This window comes from Rhodovastum atsumiense (assembly GCF_937425535.1).
Classification (GTDB): domain Bacteria; phylum Pseudomonadota; class Alphaproteobacteria; order Acetobacterales; family Acetobacteraceae; genus Rhodovastum; species Rhodovastum atsumiense.
Genome location: NZ_OW485601.1, coordinates 2323339 through 2343174, shown reverse-complemented (window position 1 = coordinate 2343174; position 19836 = coordinate 2323339). Strand labels below are relative to the sequence as shown.

General features: G+C 69.5%; 17 protein-coding genes. 6 read left to right on the top strand and 11 right to left on the bottom strand.

What is annotated here, in order from left to right:
- Positions 1-15: 15 nt before the first annotated feature.
- The 4 genes from leuS to NBY65_RS10690 form a co-directional block, all read right to left on the bottom strand.
- Positions 16-2658, bottom strand: a complete 2643-nt coding sequence (gene leuS / locus NBY65_RS10705) for a leucine--tRNA ligase (RefSeq protein WP_150042610.1) — start codon at positions 2656-2658, stop codon at positions 16-18.
- Between the two features lie 128 nt (positions 2659-2786).
- The gene (locus tag NBY65_RS10700; RefSeq protein ID WP_239002912.1) at positions 2787-3308 is read right to left on the bottom strand and encodes a DUF3576 domain-containing protein; all 522 of its coding nucleotides are present in this window, start codon (positions 3306-3308) and stop codon (positions 2787-2789) included.
- A 161-nt stretch (positions 3309-3469) separates the two neighbouring features.
- On the bottom strand, positions 3470-4843 hold the full coding sequence (locus tag NBY65_RS10695; protein WP_150042611.1) for a porin family protein: 1374 nt from the start codon (positions 4841-4843) through the stop codon (positions 3470-3472).
- A 214-nt stretch (positions 4844-5057) separates the two neighbouring features.
- Positions 5058-5645, bottom strand: a complete 588-nt coding sequence (locus tag NBY65_RS10690; RefSeq protein WP_150042612.1) for a thiamine phosphate synthase — start codon at positions 5643-5645, stop codon at positions 5058-5060.
- On the opposite strand from NBY65_RS10690, the gene NBY65_RS10685 reads away from it, so the two are divergent.
- The 3 genes from NBY65_RS10685 to NBY65_RS10675 all read left to right on the top strand — a co-directional run bounded on the left by NBY65_RS10685 (position 5644) and on the right by NBY65_RS10675 (position 8869).
- A complete protein-coding gene (locus tag NBY65_RS10685) occupies positions 5644-6336 on the top strand; it encodes a YggS family pyridoxal phosphate-dependent enzyme (RefSeq protein WP_150042613.1) in 693 nt (230 codons plus the stop codon). The two genes, NBY65_RS10690 and NBY65_RS10685, sit on opposite strands and share 2 nt — an antisense overlap.
- 225 nt (positions 6337-6561) lie before the next feature.
- Entirely contained in the window at positions 6562-8454 is a 1893-nt protein-coding gene (locus tag NBY65_RS10680; RefSeq protein WP_150042614.1) for a potassium transporter Kup, read from the top strand.
- A gap of 61 nt (positions 8455-8515) precedes the next feature.
- Positions 8516-8869 (top strand): hypothetical protein, encoded by a 354-nt coding sequence (locus tag NBY65_RS10675; protein ID WP_150042615.1) that lies wholly within the window; start codon positions 8516-8518, stop codon positions 8867-8869.
- Positions 8870-8886: 17 nt separating this feature from the next.
- Here the strand turns inward: NBY65_RS10675 and NBY65_RS10670 are convergent, their stop codons facing one another.
- The 5 genes from NBY65_RS10670 to NBY65_RS10650 all read right to left on the bottom strand — a co-directional run bounded on the left by NBY65_RS10670 (position 8887) and on the right by NBY65_RS10650 (position 15567).
- Positions 8887-9630: a gamma-glutamyl-gamma-aminobutyrate hydrolase family protein gene (locus NBY65_RS10670; protein ID WP_150042616.1), complete on the bottom strand. Its 744-nt coding sequence runs from the start codon at positions 9628-9630 to the stop codon at positions 8887-8889.
- A gap of 116 nt (positions 9631-9746) precedes the next feature.
- On the bottom strand, positions 9747-10934 hold the full coding sequence (locus tag NBY65_RS10665) for a multidrug effflux MFS transporter (protein ID WP_150042617.1): 1188 nt from the start codon (positions 10932-10934) through the stop codon (positions 9747-9749).
- Between the two features lie 130 nt (positions 10935-11064).
- Positions 11065-13563: an FtsK/SpoIIIE family DNA translocase gene (locus tag NBY65_RS10660; RefSeq protein ID WP_150042618.1), complete on the bottom strand. Its 2499-nt coding sequence runs from the start codon at positions 13561-13563 to the stop codon at positions 11065-11067.
- A 142-nt stretch (positions 13564-13705) separates the two neighbouring features.
- Entirely contained in the window at positions 13706-15055 is a 1350-nt protein-coding gene (locus NBY65_RS10655) for an ammonium transporter (protein WP_284347512.1), read from the bottom strand.
- Positions 15056-15228: 173 nt separating this feature from the next.
- Positions 15229-15567 (bottom strand): P-II family nitrogen regulator, encoded by a 339-nt coding sequence (locus tag NBY65_RS10650; RefSeq protein WP_150044867.1) that lies wholly within the window; start codon positions 15565-15567, stop codon positions 15229-15231.
- A 186-nt stretch (positions 15568-15753) separates the two neighbouring features.
- On the opposite strand from NBY65_RS10650, the gene NBY65_RS10645 reads away from it, so the two are divergent.
- Positions 15754-16992 carry a UbiH/UbiF/VisC/COQ6 family ubiquinone biosynthesis hydroxylase gene (locus NBY65_RS10645; RefSeq protein ID WP_150044870.1) on the top strand — a complete coding sequence of 413 codons (1239 nt, stop codon included), beginning with the start codon at positions 15754-15756 and terminating at the stop codon, positions 16990-16992.
- A gap of 79 nt (positions 16993-17071) precedes the next feature.
- On the opposite strand, the gene NBY65_RS10640 is transcribed toward NBY65_RS10645, so the two are convergent.
- Positions 17072-17773: an SDR family NAD(P)-dependent oxidoreductase gene (locus NBY65_RS10640; protein ID WP_150044873.1), complete on the bottom strand. Its 702-nt coding sequence runs from the start codon at positions 17771-17773 to the stop codon at positions 17072-17074.
- A 90-nt stretch (positions 17774-17863) separates the two neighbouring features.
- On the opposite strand from NBY65_RS10640, the gene NBY65_RS10635 reads away from it, so the two are divergent.
- Both NBY65_RS10635 and NBY65_RS10630 read left to right on the top strand, forming a co-directional pair.
- Positions 17864-18538 (top strand): DsbA family oxidoreductase, encoded by a 675-nt coding sequence (locus NBY65_RS10635; RefSeq protein ID WP_150044876.1) that lies wholly within the window; start codon positions 17864-17866, stop codon positions 18536-18538.
- Between the two features lie 147 nt (positions 18539-18685).
- The gene (locus NBY65_RS10630; RefSeq protein WP_162530837.1) at positions 18686-19051 is read left to right on the top strand and encodes a DOPA 4,5-dioxygenase family protein; all 366 of its coding nucleotides are present in this window, start codon (positions 18686-18688) and stop codon (positions 19049-19051) included.
- 71 nt (positions 19052-19122) lie between these two features.
- Here NBY65_RS10630 and NBY65_RS10625 read toward each other — a convergent pair whose 3' ends face one another.
- Positions 19123-19404, bottom strand: coding sequence for a DUF427 domain-containing protein (locus NBY65_RS10625; protein ID WP_150044882.1), 282 nt, complete (start codon positions 19402-19404; stop codon positions 19123-19125).
- Positions 19405-19836: the final 432 nt, after the last annotated feature.

Here is a 19836-nt window from a genome sequence, read left to right as displayed (position 1 = left end):
CCGGCCGCCATGGCGTTACCCCGCCACCACGAAGTTGACGATGCGTCCCGGCACGTAGATGCGCTTGACCACGCGGCGCTCACCGATGGCCCGCGCGACATTCGGCTCGGCCGCGGCCGCTGCCAGGACCTCCGCCTCCGTGGCGCCGGGCGCCACCTCGATCGAGCCGCGCAGCTTGCCGAGCACCTGCACCGCGATCGTCACCGTCTCCGCCGCCGCCAGCGCGGCATCCGAATCCGGCCAGCCAAGCTCGGCCACCAGCACCTCGCTGCCGGGCCGCAGCCGCGCGAAGATCTCCTCGGCCAGATGCGGCATCATCGGCGAGACCAGCCGGGCGACGATCTCCACCGCCTCGCGCCGGGCCCAGCGCAGGTCGGGCGAGTCCGCGGCCTTCTCGGCCTCGGCGATGGCGTTGGCGAATTCGTAGACCCGGGCCACCGCCACGTTGAAGGCGAAGCCTTCCAGCGCCTCGGTCACCGCCGCGATGGTCCGGTGGGTGGCCCGCCGCAGCGTCCGCGCCGCCGGCGAGAAATCCTGCGGCACCTCGTCGGTCGCCGGCAATGCGGCGACGCTCTCCGCCAGCCGGAACAGCCGCTGGGTGAAGCGATAGGCGCCGACCACGCCCGACTCGGTCCATTCCATGTCCCGCTCGGGCGGGTTGTCGGAGAGGATGAACCAGCGCGCCGTGTCCGCGCCGAAGCGGTCGATGATCGCCCCGGGATCCACCGTGTTGCGCTTCGACTTCGACATCGCCTCGACGCGCCCGACCGTCACCGGGGCGCCGCTCTGGCGATGCACGGCCGTGCCATCGGCGCGCTTCTCGATCTCTTCCGGGTAGAGCCAGTGCCCGTCGGCGCTCTTGTAGCTCTCGTGCGTCACCATGCCTTGCGTGAACAGCCCGGCGAAGGGCTCGTCGAGCGAGACATGGCCGGTGGCCTTCATCGCGCGGGTGAAGAAGCGCGAATAGAGCAGGTGCAGAATCGCGTGCTCGATGCCGCCGATGTACTGGTCGACCGGCATCCAGTGGTCCACCGCCGCCCGCGTCAGCGGCACTGCCGCGGTCGGGCTGCAATAGCGGGCGAAATACCAGGAACTGTCGACGAAGGTGTCGAAGGTGTCGGTCTCGCGCCGGGCCGGCCGCCCACAGCACGGACAGGCCACGTTCTTCCAGCTCGGATGATGATCGAGCGGATTGCCGGGCCGGTCGAAGCTGACATCCTCGGGCAGCTTCACCGGCAGGTCGGCATCGGGCACCGGCACCACGCCGCAGGCATCGCAATGGATCACCGGAATCGGGCAGCCCCAGTAGCGCTGCCGGCTGACGCCCCAGTCGCGCAGGCGCCAGTTCACCACCCCCGTGCCAATGCCCAGCCGTTCGAGTTCGGCGATCGCCACGGCCTTCGCTTCCTCGGGCGCCGGCTTGCCGTCCAGGAAGCCCGAATTGATCATCACGCCGACGCCGTCGAAGGCCTTGTCGCCGATGGTGAAGCCTGCCGCGTCCTCGCCCGCCGGCAGCACCACCGGGGTCACCGTCAGCCCGTATTTGCGAGCGAAATCCAGGTCGCGCTGGTCGTGGGCGGGGCAGCCGAAGATGGCGCCCGTGCCGTATTCCATCAGCACGAAGTTGGCGATCCAGACCGGATAGGTCGCGTCCGGCAGGAACGGGTGGCGGACCCGCAGGCCGGTGTCGTAGCCCTTCTTCTCGGTCGCCTCGATCGCCGCCTCGCTGGTGCCCAGGCGGCGGCATTCGGCGATGAAGGCCGCCGCATCGGGATTACGGGCCGCGATCGCTGCCGCCAGCGGATGCTCCGCCGCGATCGCCAGGAAGGACATGCCGAACAGCGTGTCGGGCCGGGTCGTATAGACCTCGATCCCGTCGATGCCGGCTTCCGGCGCCGCCAGGGCGAAGCGCAGCCGCGCGCCCTCGCTGCGGCCGATCCAGTTCGCCTGCATCAGCCGCACGCGTTCGGGCCAGCGATCCAGGCCATCCAGCGCCGAAAGCAGCTCCGGCGCGAAATCCGTGATCTTCAGGAACCACTGCGAGAGCTTCTTCTTCTCGACCAGGGCGCCCGAGCGCCAGCCGCGGCCATCGATGACCTGCTCGTTGGCCAGCACCGTGCCGTCGACCGGATCCCAGTTCACCCAGCTCTCGCGCCGCTCCACCAGCCCGGCCTTCAGCATGTCCAGGAACAGCTTCTGCTGGTGGCCGTAATAGGCGGGGTCGCAGGTGGCGAATTCCCGCCGCCAGTCGAGCGACAGCCCCATGCGCTTCAGCTCGGCACGCATGTTGGCGATGTTGTCCCAGGTCCAGCGAGCGGGATGGATGTTGCGCTCGCGTGCGGCGTTCTCCGCCGGCAGGCCGAACGCGTCCCAGCCCATCGGGTGCAGCACCGAACAGCCGCGCGCCCGCTTGTAGCGCGCCACCACGTCGCCGAGCGTGTAGTTGCGCACGTGCCCCATGTGGATTTTCCCGCTGGGATACGGGAACATCTCGAGCACGTAGTATTTGGGCCGGCCGTCCGTGGGCACGTCCTCGACATGGAAACAGGCACGCCGTTCCCACTCGGTCTGCCAGCGCGGCTCGGCGGCCCGGAAATCGTAACGCGGCGCCTCGGCCGCTGGAATGGAGGCAGGTGCGTCGACGGTCACGTTGCTCATGGGGCCGATCTGTCTGAAAACACGTGGCCTGTCTGTATCGGCCAGATCAGCCGCCCCGGCAACCGTCATGGCGCCCCGAACGAATCACCGACGCGACCCGTTCAGGCCGCGTCGCCGCAGCCGCGCGATCAGCTTCCCGTTGCCTGCGTGCGCAATTCCCGTGCCCGCGCCAACACCTTGTTCTCGATGTCGCTGGTGGTCACCGCGCTGACCGGGGCGTCGACCCATTGCCCGCCTTCCTGCACCTGGCGGAACACAGCAATGCGCACGGCGTCGGCCCGCAATTGCCGCCCGAGGATATAGGCGGTCGCCTTGAAGCGCTCGCCCGGCGCCGAGGGGGGCTGGTACCAATCGGTGATGATGACACCGCCGAACGGGTCAGCGGAAGCCAGCGGCATGAACGACAGCGTGTCCAGCGCCGCCCGCCACAGATAGGCATTCACCCCGAGCCCGCTGCCACCTTCCTCCGAAGGTGTCTTGCTGCGCCCGCCGAACAGGATCAGCCCGTCGCTACCGAATGCGCGTCCCTGGCCCGGCCCCGTATAGCGCGGGTCGTTGTATTCGGTCTCGCTCACTGGCGAAGTCTTGCACCCGGCCAGCATCAGGCCGGTCATCAGCAGGACGGAAAAGGTGGTAAGCCTCGGGGACATGCACTGCCTGCGTGAGAAGAAACTGCGCACCAATACAGGACCCCCGTCCCCGCGCCAAGGTCAGGGGGAAAGGCTGCCGGGCCGGAAAAAAGAAAGGGCGGTGGAGACCACCGCCCTTCCGACCGGATCGAGACCCGGCAGAGACTTCAGCCGAAGCCGGCTTACCAGCGCAGCTGCGTGCCGAGCGCGATACCCTGCGCCTTCACGTTGTTGTTCGTGGTGCCGTTGGCATTGTTCAGGAAGTCGAAGCCCGCCTGGTGGCGCTGGCCATACAGGTAGGACAGGAACAGGTAGGCACCCGGCGCCACCGTCAGCGTGCCGCCAACCGCCACGCCGACTTCGTTGCGGGTCTGGCCAACCGAGGTGTTGGTCTGGGTCCACGCACCGGGGTTCTGGAACTGGTAGAAGCTCGCACCGACGATCGCCGGGCCGAACGCATAGGACGCGCCGACCAACCAACCGAACGAGTTGCCAGCGCCCTTCGGCGACAGCGCATAGCCGCTGTTGAACTGACCGGCGTCGATGTGGCCGCCGACCGCGAGGCCGCCATAGGTCAGCTGCAGACCGGCATCGAGGACGCTCAGGCCCTTATAGTCGGTGAGCGACGAGCCGCCGTTGTACTGCACGTGGCCGGACTGGATGGTGCCGACGGTGCCGGCGATCCCGAACGGACCAACCGCGGTGCGCACGCGCGCCACGGCGTCGAGGGTGTTGCGGCGACGGGCCGCTTCGGTGGCAGAGGTCGTCGAGGACAGGGCATCGCAGCCCGTGCCAGCGACCGGGCACTGGCCGCTCGAGTTGCCACCGACGGTGCCGGTGCCCGGCTCATACGACACGCCGAAATCGAGCACGTCGAAGAACTTCGGCGACAGGTACACGACCTTGGTGGTCGAGTACAGGGCGCCGACGTCCGGCGCAATCCAGCCCGGGATCGTGCGGCCGGTGAAGAAGTTCGGAACGTCGCCGTTCCAGCCACCGTCGTTGAAGTTTTCGAAGGTGCCGGTGACGAACAGCGAGGTCGGCTGGTCGGTGGCGCCGAAGCGCAGGAAGCCCAGCTGATCGGTGCCGAAGTAGCCGGTCTCACGACGGAAGTAGAGCGCACCGCGGCTGTTGTTCGACCCCGAGGGGCTCGCCGTCGCGGCGGCACCGTTGTCCTGGCGGATTTCGAGGAAGGCACCGAACTTCAGGCCGTTCGCCGCAACCGCATCGAAGCTGGGATACAGGCGGGCGTATTCCCACATCGAGTAGCCGGAGAGCTTGTTGCCGCTCACGCTGGAATTGTTGCGGCCGCTGTCCGAGCCCGCGGCGAAGTACGCGGTCAGGCGCCCGGCCAGACGCACCGTCACGTTCGACGACGCCAGCGGCGGGTTGCTGGTGAACGACTGGATCGCCGTGCCGGTGCCCGGAGTCGCCACCGGGGTGCTGCCTTGCGGCGCCGTATAGGGGTACTGGGTCTGCAGCTGGGCACTGGCGACAGACGCCAGACCCACCGTGCCGCTCAACATGGCCACGCTGGCCAGCAGGAGCTTGCGCATTCGATCCTCCACATGTCGCCGACAAACCGGCGGGCTTGGCAGGCCCCGCCCCGTTTCCCCTTCAGATCCATCCGCACCGGACGGACGACATCCCCGCACGGGAGGGGCAGCCGGACCTGGGCGGAGTATTGGCGCTCCGTTCCGGAAGCCGCAACCCGCGCAACGAAGCAGGCATGGCATTTCCGAAACACTGTGTCCCAACCGCCACAAGCGATCAGCGCAGACCACCAATCGCGCCGGCCGCGACACAACCCCGCAGGCGCCGCACCGAATCGCCGGTCATGCCGCCCAGCGCCGCGACGGCGCCGCCACTGCGCCGGACCGCCAGCCCCCACCGGCACGGACCGAGTCCCGCTCCCCCGGGATGGCTCGCGGTCGGAAAGACCGGGGAGAGAAAAGCCAATGCCCCCATCCGCCGCGCCCGCAGCAGCTCCGCCACGCCATGCACCGAACTGGTCACCGCCTCCATCCAGCGCGGCGCGCCCGCCGGCCGGCGCCCGCCACGCAGGTGCAGCCCCGCGCGCAGCGCCGCCGCCAGCCGCCAGTCCCCCGCCACGGCGAGCGCCAGTCCGCGCCGGCGGCACAGCCGCGCGACCGCCCGGCCGAGCGCCGCCCGCTCCGGCGCCTCGTCATGCCGCAGCACCACCCCCGCGAGTCCCCGTGGCAGGCGAGCCACCGCCGGCAGCGGGTCGGGCAGCCGCCGCGCATCGGTGAACAGCCACAGCACCGCGCCCCTGGCACGGCCGTTCCAGCGTTGTCGCGACTTGACCGCACGGGCCCAGCCGACAAGCCTCTTGTCCATGCCAGAACTCTCCTCCGCCGATACCGCCGCCCAGCTTGCCGCCCGACTCGCCCAGGTGCGTGAACGGATCGCCGCGGCCGCGTGCCGCGCCGGCCGGCGGCCCGAGGATGTCACCCTCATCGCCGTTTCCAAGACCCATCCGGCCTCTGCCGTGCAGGCAGCGCTCGCCGCCGGGCAACATATCTTCGGCGAGAACCGGGTGCAGGAAGCCACCGCCAAGTTCCCCACCTTGCGCCCCGGCCACCCCGGCCTGCGCCTGCACCTGATCGGCGGCCTGCAGACCAACAAGGCGCGCGAGGCGGTCCGCGTCGCCGATGTCATCGAGTCGCTCGACCGTCCGCGCCTCGCCGATGCGATCGCCGACGCGATCGCCCGCGAGGGCCGCACCCCCGGTCTGCTGGTGCAGGTGAACGTGGGCGACGAGGCCCAGAAATCCGGCATCCCCCGCGCCGAAGCCGACACTTTTATAGAAGAGTGCAAGGCCCGCTTCGGGACGGCCTTGCTCGGCCTGATGTGCATCCCGCCGCTCGAGGGGGATCCGGCGCCGCATTTCGCCTGGCTGGCCGACCGCGCGGCGCGGCACGGGCTGGGGGTGGTGTCGATGGGCATGTCGGCGGACTACGAGACCGCCATCGCCCAGGGCGCCACGCATGTGCGCGTCGGCAGCGCCATTTTCGGCGCCCGCGGCTGAACCAGCCCTCCCCCGCCCTCCACAAGCCCGCGACCCCCGGCCGGGCCGGGTTCCCCCGGCGACGCTGGCGGCGGTATGCTTGCACCGGTCAGGAGGCCCGCGTATCCGTCCGCGCACACACTCCGGGAGGATCTGCAGTTCCCCCGGTTCCAGGGGGTCGCAGATGAACCGAGCCGTCGCCGGCCGACAGGATGATGCCGAAGCTGTCGGGAACGGCGCAGGTCGATGAACGTCGCGGCAATCGAAGCCGCCGGCGCGCGTCCCGGGGTCAGGCTCGGGCTGCTGCTCGGCGTGCTCGGCGTCGTCTACGGCGACATCGGCACCAGCCCGCTCTACGCCTTCAAGGCCAGCCTTGAGGTCTTCAAGGGCGACGGCATGACCACCTGGGAAGTCATGGGCATCCTCTCGCTCATGTTCTGGTCGCTGGTGCTGGTGGTCACCATCAAGTACGTGATCCTGATCATGCGGGCGGACAACCGCGGGGAAGGCGGCATCCTCGCCCTGATGGCGCTGGCGCTGCGCGTCTCCCAGGGCAGCCGCATGCACCGGGTGGTGGCACTGGTCGGCATTTCCGGGGCCTGCCTGTTCTTCGGTGACGGCACCATCACCCCCGCCATCTCGGTGCTCTCGGCCGTGGAGGGCCTGGAGGTCGTCTCCCCCGAGCTGAAGGAATTCGTGCTGCCCGGCTCGGCCGTGGTGATCCTGTTGCTGTTCCTGGTGCAATCCCACGGCACCGAGACCATGGGCCGGGTGTTCGGCCCGATCATGGCGGTCTGGTTCGGCACGCTCGGCGTGCTCGGCGTGATCGAACTGGTTGGCCATCCCTATGTGCTGCAGTCGGTCAACCCGTTCTACGCCTTCGAGCTGGTCGTGCATTACCGCTGGACCGCCTTCGTGGCGCTGGGCGCGATCGTGCTGACGGTCACCGGGGCCGAGGCGCTGTACGCCGACATGGGCCATTTCGGCCGCCGACCGATCCGCCTGGCCTGGCTGTTCTACGTGCTGCCCTGCCTCGTGCTGAATTATTTCGGCCAGGGCGCGCTGGTGCTGAGCGACCCGACCGCGGTGGACAATCCGTTCTTCAAGCTCGGCCCGGACTGGCTGCGCCTGCCGATGGTGATCCTGGCCACCGCCGCCACCGTCATCGCCAGCCAGGCGATGATCTCCGGCGCCTATTCGATCGCCCGCCAATGCACCCAGCTTGGCTTCCTGCCGCGCATGGCCGTCAGCCACACCAGCGCCACCGAGGAAGGCCAGATCTACCTGCCGCAGGTGAATTTCGCCCTGCTGCTGGGGGTGCTGATCCTGGTGGTCACCTTCCGCACCAGCGATTCACTCGCCGCCGCCTACGGCATCGCGGTGACCGGCACCTTCACTTGTACTTGCGTGCTGGCCATGGTGGTGTTCCGTCGCCAGTACGGCTGGTCCCGCCCGCTCGCGGTCGGCGTGTTCGGCCTGTTTTTCCTGATCGATTTCGCCTTCTTCGCCTCCAACGTGTTGAAGGTGCCGGAAGGCGGCTGGGTGCCGCTGGTGCTCGGTGGCGCGCTGGTCGCGATCATGACCTCGTGGAAGCGCGGCCGCGACCTGCTGCTCTCGCGCTGGAAGCAGGACAGCCTGCCGCTGGCGAGCTTCCTGGCCCGCCTGCCGCAATCGCGCACCATCCGCGTCCCCGGGATCGCCATCTTCCTCACCGGCAACCCCGACTACGTGCCCAATGCGCTGCTGCACAACCTCAAGCACAACAAGGTACTGCACGAGCGGGTGCTGTTCGTGACCGTCCACAACGAGGACATCCCGGAAATCCGGCAGGCCGAGCGCACCGGCGTCGAGCAGCTCGCGCCCGGCATCCACCGCGTGGTGATCCGCTACGGCTTCATGGAAAGCCCCAACATCCCCCGCGACCTGGCCGAGCTGCGCGCCAAGGGCGTCGAGTTCGACCCGATGCAGGCGAGCTACTTCCTCGGCCGCGAGACGATCGTGTCGGCCACGACGCCGAAGATGTCGCTGTGGCGGCTGTGGCTGTTCCTGCTGATGGCCCGCAATGCCGTCTCGGCCACCGAATTCTTCCGCATCCCCAGCGATCGCGTGGTGGAACTGGGCGTGCGCGTAGCAATATGACGGCCACGCCGCCGCAGTCCATGAAGAACGGGAACGCCCCGAGCAGGAGGGAGGCCATCGCGTGGCAAAGGTGACGATGCTGCTGGCCTATGCGCCGGACCGGCCGGAAGGGGACCTGGCAGACCGCATCGAGCTGCGCGCCTGCCTCACCCCGCAGGGACAGATCGACGTGCAGGCCTATCTCGCCGACCCGCTGCCCTGGCCGGCGCTGCGGGTGCTGCCCGACGGTACCGAGCGGGCCACCGAACTGGTCCAGGTCGAGAGCGGCTGGGCCTTGCGCAGCACCAGGGGCGGCGATGACGCGCCGCTCTGGACCCTGGACGGGCGGGTGTTCCGCCCCGGCGAGCTGGTGACGTTGCGCGGGCCGGATGCCGCCGGCCTCGTCTTCCGCATCGTCAACGTCGAAGCCGGCTGAGCGACCCGCCCCGCGGCCTACGCCGCCTTGCGCCAGCCGGCCGCATAGGCGCGGCAGGCCTCGCCGAAGGCGCGGAAGATCGCGAGACTGTCCTCGTTCTCCGCGAACTGCCATTCGGGATGCCACTGCAGGCCATAGGCCCAGCCCGGCACGCCGGTCACGCGCACCGCCTCGATGGTGCCGTCCTCGGCGAGCGCTTCCACCGCCACGCCCTCGCCCGGACGGTCGAGCGCCTGCTCGTGCAGCGAATTCACCATGGTCTCGGTCTTGCCCAGCATCAGGGCCAACTGCCCTGACAGCAGCACCTTGTGCTTCGGCCGGTAGCGCTGCTCCGGCGTGCCGGGGCCGCCGCGGTGATCCATCCGGCCGGGCAGGTCCTGCACCTGCTGGTGCAGCGTGCCGCCGAGCGCCACGTTGAGTTCCTGGATGCCGCGGCAGATCGCCAGCACCGGCAGCCCCCGCGCCAGCGCCGCGCGGATCAGCGGCAGGGTGGTGGCGTCGCGCTGCGGATCGTGCCGGTCCGGGGTCAGCGAGTGGGACACGCCGTAAAGCCGCGGCTCCACGTTGCTCGGGCTGCCCGAGAGCAGCAGCCCATCCAGCCGGTCGAGCACCGTGACCAGGCCTTCCCCCACGGGCGGCAACAGTACCGGATGCGCCCCCGCCCCTCCCACCAGCGCCGCCCCGTAGCGCGAGGGCGTCGCGTGCTGGATGGACCCGCTGATTTCCTTGCAGCAGGCGGGGATGCCGACGATCAGGCTCATGGAAGCAGATGTCCTCGTGTGATGCGGCGGTGGCAGACGCCGCCCTTTATGCGCGAACAGGTCGATGCAACGGGAATGCCATGGAAAGAAGGCAGGATTGGGCGCATTGCGCGTCCTCACCGCATCCCCTGGCCCCCGCCGCCGCGCCCCAGTTCGGCCAGGGTCGCCGCCAGCGCGCCGATCGCCAGCAGCGCCGCCATCGGTCGCGCCGTGCCGTCGCTCGCCAGGCCGACCAGCAATCCGCTGACCGCGCCCAGCACGAACATCAGCGTGCCCATCAGCGCCGAGGCACTGCCCGCATGCGCCGCATGCCGGCTCAGCGCGCCCACGGTCGCGTTCGGCAGGATCACGCCGGCGCAGGCCATGGTCACGAAGATCGGGGTGATGACGTACAGGAAATCCGCCGGCCGCGCCCAGGCGATCCCCAGCAGCACGATGTTGGCGAGCAGCATGGTCCGCACCGCCGCGCGCAGCACCCGCCCCGGGCCGAAGCGCATCACCAGGAACGGGTTGAACTGCGAGGCGGCGATGAAGCCGGCCGCGCAGGCGCCGAACAGCGCGCCATAGGCCGAGGGCGACAGTCGGTAGATGTCAATGAACACCGCCGGCGAGCCGCCGAGATAGGCAAACATGCCGAAGGTGGTGAACCCGCCGGCGAGGGCATGGGTGATGAAGCTGCGCTCGTACAGGATCGCGCCGTAGCGGCTGACCAACCCGGCGAGGTTGAGCCGCACCCGCCGCTCCGGCGGCAGCGTGTCGGGCAGCCAGGCCACGACCAGGGCGCAGCAGATCGCCCCGTAGGCGGCACAGATCCAGAAGATTGCCTGCCATCCGGCGAAGGCCAGTACCAGCCCGCCCAGCGAGGGGGCCAGGATCGGCGCCGCCCCCATGATGAGCATCAGCCGGCTCATCATCCGGGCCGCCGCGTGCCCGTCCGTCAGGTCGCGCACGATGGCGCGGGGAATGACCATCGAGGCCGAGCCGCCGAAGGCCGCGACCAGCCGGCAGGCCGACAGCGTCGCAAGGTCGGGGGCCAGCGCGCAGCCCGCGGTGCCCAGCGTGTAGATGGCGGTGCCGGCGACCAGCGGCCAGCGCCGCCCGAACCGGTCGGACAGGCTGCCCTGGGTGACCTGCCCGACCGCGAGCCCGGCGAACCAGGCGGCCAGCGTGGCCTGCGCCGTGCCGGCATGGCCGCCGAGCGCTGCCTCGATGGCCGGGAAGGCCGGAAGGTACATGTCGGTGGAGACGGGCCCGACCGCGGTCAGGAACCCGAGCAACAGGGGCAGCCAGGCGGGGCTCGGCATGCCGCCACCATGGCAGCGCGGGCGCCACGGGCGAAACCCACAAAGGGTCATGCCCGCTTCTCGCGAGACACCCGGGGGCAAGGGGCCCCCTGCCCCTTGCTTTCCCGCGCGTCCACCCTAGCGCCTGGGCTCAGTCGTCGTCGGAAGTCCTGCGCACCAGCACCTCGCGCTTGCCCACGTGATTGGCAGGCCCGACGATGCCTTCCTTCTCCATCTGCTCGATCAGCCGCGCCGCGCGGTTGTAGCCGATCTGCAGGTGGCGCTGGATGAAGCTGGTGCTTGCCTTGCCTTCGCGCGAGACGATCGCCACGGCCTGGTCGAACAGCCCCTTCTCGCCGTCGCTCGCCCCGGCGATGCCGGACATGGCGAGCCCCTCGCCGCCTTCCTCGGCGGCCTCGGTCACTTCCTCCAGATACTGCGGCTCGCCCTGCTCGCGCAGGAAGGCCACCACGTCCTCGACCTCGCGGTCGCTGACGAAGGGACCGTGCACGCGGGTGATGCGCCCGCCGCCGATCATGTAGAGCATGTCGCCCTGGCCGAGCAGTTGCTCCGCCCCCTGCTCGCCCAGGATGGTACGGCTGTCGAACTTGCTGATCACCTGGAAGCTGATGCGGGTGGGGAAATTGGCCTTGATGGTGCCGGTGATCACGTCCACCGACGGACGCTGTGTCGCCATGATCACATGGATGCCCGCCGCGCGCGCCATCTGCGCGAGGCGCTGCACCGCCGCCTCGATTTCCTTGCCGGCGACCATCATCAGGTCGGCCATCTCGTCGATCACCACGACGATGAACGGCAGCTTCTCCAGCGCGAGCGGAACTTCCTCGAAGATCGGCTTGCCGGTTTCCGGATCGAAGCCGGTCTGCACCCGGCGCGTCACCACCTCGCCGCGCGCCTGCGCCTCCGCCACCCGGTCGTTGTAGCCGCCGATGTTGCGCACGCCGAGCTGGCTCATGGCGCGGTAGCGCCGCTCCATCTCGCGCACCGTCCATTTCAGCGCCACCACGGCCTTGGCCGGCTCGGTCACCACCGGCGCCATCAGGTGCGGGATGCCGTCATAGACGGACAGTTCCAGCATCTTCGGGTCGATCAGGATCAGCCGGCACTGGTCGGGCGACAGCCGGTAGAGCAACGACATGATCATGGCGTTGATCCCGACCGACTTGCCCGATCCGGTGGTGCCGGCCACCAGCAGATGCGGCATGCGCGCGAGGTCGGCGATGATCGCCCCGCCGCCGATGTCCTTGCCGAGCGTCAGCGCGAGCCGCGCCGGATGCTTCTGCCAGGCCTCGGTGTTCAGCAATTCGCTCAGGTACACCGTCTCCCGCCGCGCGTTCGGCACCTCGATGCCGATCACGTTGCGCCCGGAGACGGTGGCGATGCGCACCGCCGTGACGGAGAGGCTGCGGGCCACGTCGTCGGCGAGCCCGATCACGCGGGCGCTGCGGATGCCCGGGGCCGGTTCCAGCTCGTACAGCGTCACCACCGGGCCGGGCCGGATCTCCACGATCTGGCCCTGCACGCCGTAATCCGACAGCACCGATTCCAGCAGCCGCGCATTCGCCTGCAGGGCTTCCTCGGTGGGCGCGCCGCTGTTGGCGCGCGAGGGCGGCGGCTTGAGCAGGTCGAGCGGCGGGAAGCGCCAGCCCGCCTCCACCGAGAAGCTCTCCTGCCGTAGTGGCGCCGGGGCCGGGGTCGGCTTCTTCGGCACCACCGGCACCTTCTTCGGCGGTTCGGCCGCGGGAGGGGGTGGCGGGATCGCGGTGCCGGTCAGCGCCCGCGCGGCCGGCGGGGCCGATTCCGCGGCAGGGGGCATGGTGATGCGCGGCTCCCGCCGCGGCATGAACGCCGGCGCGGCCGTCGGCTCGGCCACCGGGACGGGCTCCGGCTCGGACTCGCGCTCCGGCCGCGAGCCGTTGATCCGCTGCAGCACGCCGACCGAGGCCGATCCGGCCCGGCCGAGCGCCCGGCCCAGCATCCCACCGCCCGCCCGCGCCGCGCCGCCGGCGCGCCGGGCCATGCCCAGCGCCACGTGCCATTCCCCCGCGGTCAGTCCCAGGGCCAGCACCACCAGCATGCCGGCGAGGATGGCCGCCAGCGTCCAGACCAGCACCGGGCCGGCCGCCCCCAGCAGGTCCTGCCCTGCCGCCAGCACATCCACTTTCGCCACCGCCCCGGCGGCGCCGCCGGGCCCGGCCTCGGTGGGCCAGGTGATCTGCTCGCCCTTCGGGCCGGGGATTGCCGCCAGCACGGCCGCGCTCACCGGCAGCGCCGCCACCAGCGCGATCACCCGCAGCGGCAGGTTGGCGAGGCCCCGGTGCGAGCCGATCCGCCACGCCCAGGCCAGCAGGGCGATGCCCGGCAGCAACCCGGCGAAGCCGAATCCCTGCAGCAGCAGGTCAGCCACCAGCGCGCCGGGCTGGCCCATCATGTTGCGCGCGACCCGCACCGTCGCGGTGTTAAACGAAGGGTCCCGCGGGTCGTAGCTCGCCAGCGCCAGCAGCAGGGCCACGCCGACCAGCGCCAGCACCACCGCCGCCAGTTCCGCCAGGCGCCGGTGAGCCAGGGAACGCAGCGTGGGGGAAGCAAGTCGGCCCGCCTCGCGGCGGGCCTGAACAGCAGCAGGCATGCGGTATAACCCCCCAGCTTCGCGGACCGATCTGCCGCGCCGTGCGAAGTCTACCGTACAACGCGCTGACCGAAAAACCGTACATGAAGAACCCCCTCCCGCGACGGGAGGGGGTTGGGACGAAACCCGGGGTTGCCGCGGATCAGCCGAGGCGTTCGCCGTGCAGCACCACGTCGAGGCCCTCGCGCTCCTCCTCCTGGCTCACCCGCAGGCCGACCACCGCGCCGACCACCAGCAGGATGACCAGGGTGGCGACGGCGGTGTAGGTGACGGTCGCCGCCACCGCGATCGCCTGGATCTTCACCTGCGCCAGGCTGCCGATGTAGACGCCGTCCGGATGCCCGGCATCGGCCGAGAGCGGGCCATAGGCGAACCAGCCGGTCAGCAGCGCGCCGACGATGCCGCCGACGCCGTGCACGCCGAAGGCGTCCAGGCTGTCGTCATAGCCGAGCGCATGCTTCACCCAGGTCGCCGACCAGAAGCAGATCACGCCGGCGACCACGCCGATCACCAGCGCCGCCCCCGGCAGCACGAAGCCCGAGGCCGGGGTGATCGCCACCAGACCCGCCACCGCGCCGGAGATCACGCCCAGCACCGAGGGCTTGCCCTTGGTGATCCACTCGGCGAACATCCAGCCCAGCGCCGCCGCCGCAGTGGCGATCTGCGTCACCGCCATCGCCATGCCGGCACGGCCCGAGGCCGCCACCGCCGAACCGGCGTTGAAGCCGAACCAGCCCACCCACAGCAGCGAGGCACCGATCACCGCGAGCGCCAGGTTGAACGGCGCCATGTTGTCGGTGCCGTAGCCGATGCGCTTGCCCAGCACCAGCGCGCAGACCAGGCCGGCGACACCGGCGTTGATGTGCACCACCGTGCCGCCGGCGAAGTCGGCCGCGCCCAGCCCGGCCAGCCAGCCGGTCGGCGCCCACACCCAGTGCGCGATCGGCGCGTAAACCAGCAGCGACCACAGCACCATGAACACGCACAATGCCGAGAACTTGAGCCGGTCGGCAAAGGCGCCGGCGATCAGCGCCGGGGTGATGATCGCGAAGGTCATCTGGAACATCATGAACACGGTCTCGGGGACCGTGGTCGGGACCGCCGCGTCCGTGCCCGCGCCCAGGGTGAACGGCTTGTCCCACGCCTCGCCGATGCCGCTCAGCATGAAGCGCGAGAAATCGCCGAAAAAGGCGTTGCCGTTGGTGAAGGCGATGGAGAAGCCAGCCACCATCCATACCACCGTCACCAGGCAGGTGATGGCGAAGGACTGCATCATGGTGGCGAGCACGTTCTTCTTGCGCACCATGCCGGCATAGAACAGCGCCAGGCCGGGGATGGTCATCAGCAGCACCAGCGCCGTGCTGGTCAGCATCCAGGCGGTGTCGCCGGAATCGATCTTCGGCGTCTCCTCGGCCCAGGCCGGGGCGGCGGTGAGCAGCACGCCCAGCACCGGAAGCAACGCCGGGAGGGCGCGCTGCAGCAAACTCTTCATTATGTTGCAGTCCTTATGAAGGGCGTGCGTTTGGCACCCGCCAGGGGCGCCGATCGGCACAAAAGTCCGGTGTTCCGATCGCGACACATGCGTCGGTTCCGTCGCATCGACCGGAACACCAAATCAAGGGCCAGGGCTGCGGCGCGACGGCATTCTCCGCCGCAGTCCTGGCGTCAGAGCGCGTCCCCGTCCGCCTCGCCGGTGCGGATGCGGACGGCACGATCGACATCGACCACGAAGATCTTGCCGTCGCCGATCTTGCCGGTATGCGCCGCCTTCACGATCGCCTCCGTCACCTGCTCGGCGAGTTCGTCCGGCACCACGACCTCGATCTTCACCTTGGGCAGGAAATTCACGTGGTACTCCGCGCCACGATAGATTTCCGTCTGCCCCTTTTGCCGGCCGAACCCCTTCACTTCCGACACGGTAAGCCCCTGCACGCCCAGCGGCGTCAGCGCTTCGCGCACGTCGTCGAGCTTGAAGGGTTTGATGATGGCCATGATCAGCTTCATTTCGCAGCCTTCCCGGTTGCCTGGTGCCAAGCCATAATCAAGAATTGTGCCGCGCGATTCCGGCCCGAAGTCTGACGCCGCCATCCCATTTCTGCCCAAAGCGCAGGCAGACGCTTGCATTCCTGCGCAGGACCGCCTCCTTTCCTCCTGCCCCGGCACCAGGCGCCGGAAGGGAGAGCTGGACACATGGCCGAGACCATCGACGTCGATGTGTGCATCATAGGGGCTGGTCCCGTGGGTGGCACGCTTGCCTGCAGGCTCGGCGCCGCCGGCATTCCCACCGCCATCGTCGACCGCGCGCCGTTGCCGCCGATGGAGCATCCCGATTTCGACGGCCGCGCCTATGCCATCGCCGCCGGCCCGCGCCGCGTGCTGGAAGATGCCGGGCTCTGGGATCGCCTGCCGTTCAGGCCCGGCGCGATCACCGACATCCGCGTGACCGACGGGCGCATCGGCCGCCCCGCCTCTCCCCTGTTCCTGCATTTCGACAGCCGCGATGTCATCACCGCCCCCGATGCCGAGGCCGTGGGCGGCGCATTCGGCTGGATGGTGGAAGCGCGCAGCCTGCGCATGGCGATCAACGCCCGGCTCGCCGCCCTGCCCGACGTCCAGGTCTTTGCCCCCGCCGTCGCCACCGTCGAGCGCCAGCCCAGGACCGCCATCGTCCGGCTTGCCGGCGGCCCGACCGTGACCTGCCGCCTCGTCGTGGCCGCCGAAGGCCGCAATTCCCCGCTGCGCCGCCAGGCCGGCATCCTGGTGACACACCTGCCCTACCGCCAGACCGGCATCGTCTTCGCCATCGCCCATGAACGCCCGCATTTCGGCTGCGCGCTGGAGCACTTCCTGCCGGCCGGCCCCTTCGCCCAGTTGCCGATGGCCCCGACCGACCTGGCCCCCAATGTCTCCGCCATCGTCTGGACCGAGCGCGACGACATCGCGCGACGGATGCTGGCGCTCGACGACGCCACCTTCACCCGCGAGGCCGCGCGCCGGCTTGGTGACCATCTCGGCGCCATCCGCCTGCTTGGCCGGCGCTGGAGCTATCCGCTCTCGGCCATGCTCGCGCATCGCTACATCGACACCCGCCTCGCGCTGGTGGGAGACGCCGCGCACGGGGTGCACCCGATCGCCGGGCAGGGCCTCAATCTTGGCTTCCGCGACGTGGCAGCGCTGGCCGAGCTGGTGATCGCCGCGATCGAATCCCATGAGGACCCGGGCGCGCTGCCGCTGCTGCAGCGCTACCAGGCCGAGCGCCGACCGGACAACATGATGATGCTGGCCGCGACCGACATCCTTGATCGGCTGTTCAGCAACGATGTGCTGCCACTGCGGCTTGCCCGCGATGTTGGCATCGCCGCGGTGCACCGCATCCCGCCGTTGAAGCGGCTGTTCATGCAGCAGGCGATGGGGGCGCTGATGGCATAGCTTGGGGCGTTGCCCCAAACCCTACCAGGAGGCTTCGCCTCCTGGACCTCCACCAAGGGCGAAGCCCTTGGAACCCACTTCAGAAGGTCTCCACCCAGGGCCGCAGCTCCACCTCCCAGCTCCAGGCGCTGCGATGCTGGTGCAGCACCTGCCAGTAGCTTTCCGCGATCGCGTCCGGATCCAGCGTGGCATCCGGCCGCTCTTCCGCGCCCGTCTGGGCCGCACTGCGGATGGCGCCGTCGATGACGAAATGCGCGACATGGATGCCTTTCGGCCCCAGCTCGCGCGCGAGCGTCTGCGCCAGCCCCCGTAGCGCGAACTTGCCCATGGCGAAGCCGGCCGAGCCGGCGAAGCCCTTGACCCCCGCCGTCGCCCCGGTCAGGGCGATCGCGCCGCGACCTTTCGGCAGCATCAGCCGGGCCGCCTGCTGCGCCACCAGGAAGGCGCCGAAGGCAGACACCTCGATCGAGGTGCGCACCGCCTCGGGATCGAGGTCACCGACCGGGCCGCGCACCCGGGCCGAGGCGTTGTAGATCACCAGGTCCGGGGCACCATGCCGGGCCTGCACCTCCTGGAACAGCCCGGCGACGGCGAGCGGATCGCGCGCGTCGCAGGCATGGGCGGAGGCACGGGTGTCGGCGCAGAGCTCGGCGAGCTTCGTGGTGTCGCGTGCGGCCAGGGCAACGTTCATCCCGTTGCGGGCGAACAGCCGGGCGAGCGAGGCGGAGAGCCCAGGGCCGGTGCCGACGATCAGGGCGGTGTGATAGCGCGGCGCGTCCATGAGTCCTCCCGAGCGGTGATGCCGGGGTGTACATGTTGATCGCGCGCGCCCCCGGCAAGCGCGGCGCCCCCCGCACGAGAAGGAACTGCCATGGCCGCGACCGGACGCATCGACGTGATCTCCGACGTGACCTGCCCGTGGTGCTACATCGGCAAGCGCCAGCTCGAACGGGCGTTGCCGCTGCTCGCCGCCCAGGGGCTGGTATTTTCGGTGCAATGGCACCCCTTCCAGATCAATCCGGAGATCGGCGAAGCCGGCATGGACCGGCGCGACCATCGCATCGCCAAATTCGGCTCCTGGGCGCGCTCCCAGGAAGCCGAGGCCCGCGCGGCCGAGGCGGGGGCGGCCGTCGGGCTAGATTTCCGGTTCGACCTGATACGCCGCACGCCCAATACCATCGCCGCGCACCGGGTGATCTGGCAGGCCGGACGGGAAGGCGTGCAGGATGTCGTGGTGGAGGCGTTGTTCCGCGCCTTCTTCACACAAGGCCAGGATATCGGGGATGCCGCGACGCTCGCCCGGATCGCCGGCAGCGCCGGGCTCGATCCGGAAGCGGTCGGCGCGCTGCTGTCCGGTCCGGCGGGACGCGCGGAAGTCCTCGCCGAGGACCAGGCCGCGCGCGCCGCCGGTCTCGACGGCGTTCCCGGCTTCGTCATGAGCAATTACGTGCTGTTCTCGGGGGCCGTGCCGGCGGCGACGATGGCCGAAGCCTTCGCCCGGGCCCATGAGGTCATCTCCCGGCAGTCGACGCCATCGCCGGCATGAGGTGAGGCGGCCGGCCGGGCCGGCCGGTGGTGCAGCCTGGGCTTGCGGGAATCCCGGCAAAAATGCTTGGGAATCGGAAAAATGATCATGTGTGCAGGAATCCCGCCCGCAGCACACGCCCAGGCAACAGGAGGAAACATCCATCCCATGTTCGACGATCCCGAGAACGTCGGCACCATCACCGCGTGGCATGCCCACGTCTATTTCGACCAGGAAAGCCGTGCCACCGCCGCGTGGCTGCGCGAGCGTGTCGCCGAACATCATCCGGCTGCCCGGTTCGGCCATTGGCACGAGGTGAAGGTCGGGCCACACCCTGGGCCCATGTACCAGATCGCCTTCACCTCCGGAGACGCCGCGCTGCTGATTCCCTTCCTGGCGCTGAACCGCCGTGGCCTGACCATCCTGGTACATCCCGATACCGGACGGCCGCGGGCAGACCATCTCGAGCATGCGCTATGGATGGGGGCGGTCCTGCCGCTCGATGCCGCCGCGCTGGTGGAACGCCCGAAGTAACCGACGCCACCGCCGGGCTGGCCCCGGGGGCGGATCCGGGTTCTGCGCGGGCGGGCAGACCGGGCCGTAGCCTATGGTGTGACCTCAACACCTTTCCAGAACGCGACCCGCCCGGCGACCTGCCGGGCGGCCGGCTTTGGCTGCGGGTAGTACCAGATGGCATCGGGATTGGTCCTGCCGTCCACCTGCACCGAGTAGTAATGCGCCGTGCCCTTCCACGGGCAGGTGCTGGTATGGCTGCTCTCGACTACCAGGCTGCGATCCAGGGCAGTGGCGGGGAAGTAGGCGTTGCCTTCCACGGTGACGATGTCGTCGCTTTCGGCGAGCACCCGACCATTCCAGCTTGCCTTCATGGGCGTCTCCTCCTCGAGAAAAGCAGACAGCCTGCCATCGACTCCAAAGCGCAATATTCAAGCAGTGTTTATAAACTATAAGTTGATACCAAACAAGTTACGATAGTGAGATATCAAAATCTCTTGACCGCTCACGCGCATGTGAGTATAGAACTCGTGTTTCCTCCCTGAACTAACAAACTTGGGCCGCCCCTCTTGGGTGGCCCTTTTCTTTTATTTATCGCTATGGATGACAAGTTTTATTTCCCGCGATCATTCTTTACCAACTGTTTGCCTGGACAGCACCACGAGCCCACGCCGGACGCCACCCGGACCCACCGAGCGATCATCCCCGATCGCTGCCAGGCTGGAACGCAGCCTGCAAAGATGTGGTTCCAGCCGATACGTGAGGGGGGAGTCCCTGCGCGCCGCCGCGCTTCAGGGGCCGAGCGG

Bases quoted from the DNA above. Each gene is read 5' to 3' on its own strand.
- NBY65_RS10655 (WP_284347512.1), bottom strand. From the start codon at position 15,055: ATGAAGAGTTTGCTGCAGCGCGCCCTCCCGGCGTTGCTTCCGGTGCTG.
- NBY65_RS10650 (WP_150044867.1), bottom strand. From the start codon at position 15,567: ATGAAGCTGATCATGGCCATCATCAAACCCTTCAAGCTCGACGACGTG.
- NBY65_RS10665 (WP_150042617.1), bottom strand. From the start codon at position 10,934: ATGCCGAGCCCCGCCTGGCTGCCCCTGTTGCTCGGGTTCCTGACCGCG.
- NBY65_RS10690 (WP_150042612.1), bottom strand. From the start codon at position 5,645: ATGGACAAGAGGCTTGTCGGCTGGGCCCGTGCGGTCAAGTCGCGACAA.
- leuS (WP_150042610.1), bottom strand. From the start codon at position 2,658: ATGAGCAACGTGACCGTCGACGCACCTGCCTCCATTCCAGCGGCCGAG.
- NBY65_RS10645 (WP_150044870.1), top strand. From the start codon at position 15,754: ATGGCCGAGACCATCGACGTCGATGTGTGCATCATAGGGGCTGGTCCC.
- NBY65_RS10660 (WP_150042618.1), bottom strand. From the start codon at position 13,563: ATGCCTGCTGCTGTTCAGGCCCGCCGCGAGGCGGGCCGACTTGCTTCC.
- NBY65_RS10635 (WP_150044876.1), top strand. From the start codon at position 17,864: ATGGCCGCGACCGGACGCATCGACGTGATCTCCGACGTGACCTGCCCG.
- NBY65_RS10670 (WP_150042616.1), bottom strand. From the start codon at position 9,630: ATGAGCCTGATCGTCGGCATCCCCGCCTGCTGCAAGGAAATCAGCGGG.
- NBY65_RS10630 (WP_162530837.1), top strand. From the start codon at position 18,686: ATGTTCGACGATCCCGAGAACGTCGGCACCATCACCGCGTGGCATGCC.
- NBY65_RS10680 (WP_150042614.1), top strand. From the start codon at position 6,562: ATGAACGTCGCGGCAATCGAAGCCGCCGGCGCGCGTCCCGGGGTCAGG.
- NBY65_RS10640 (WP_150044873.1), bottom strand. From the start codon at position 17,773: ATGGACGCGCCGCGCTATCACACCGCCCTGATCGTCGGCACCGGCCCT.
- NBY65_RS10625 (WP_150044882.1), bottom strand. From the start codon at position 19,404: ATGAAGGCAAGCTGGAATGGTCGGGTGCTCGCCGAAAGCGACGACATC.
- NBY65_RS10700 (WP_239002912.1), bottom strand. From the start codon at position 3,308: ATGTCCCCGAGGCTTACCACCTTTTCCGTCCTGCTGATGACCGGCCTG.
- NBY65_RS10695 (WP_150042611.1), bottom strand. From the start codon at position 4,843: ATGCGCAAGCTCCTGCTGGCCAGCGTGGCCATGTTGAGCGGCACGGTG.
- NBY65_RS10685 (WP_150042613.1), top strand. From the start codon at position 5,644: ATGCCAGAACTCTCCTCCGCCGATACCGCCGCCCAGCTTGCCGCCCGA.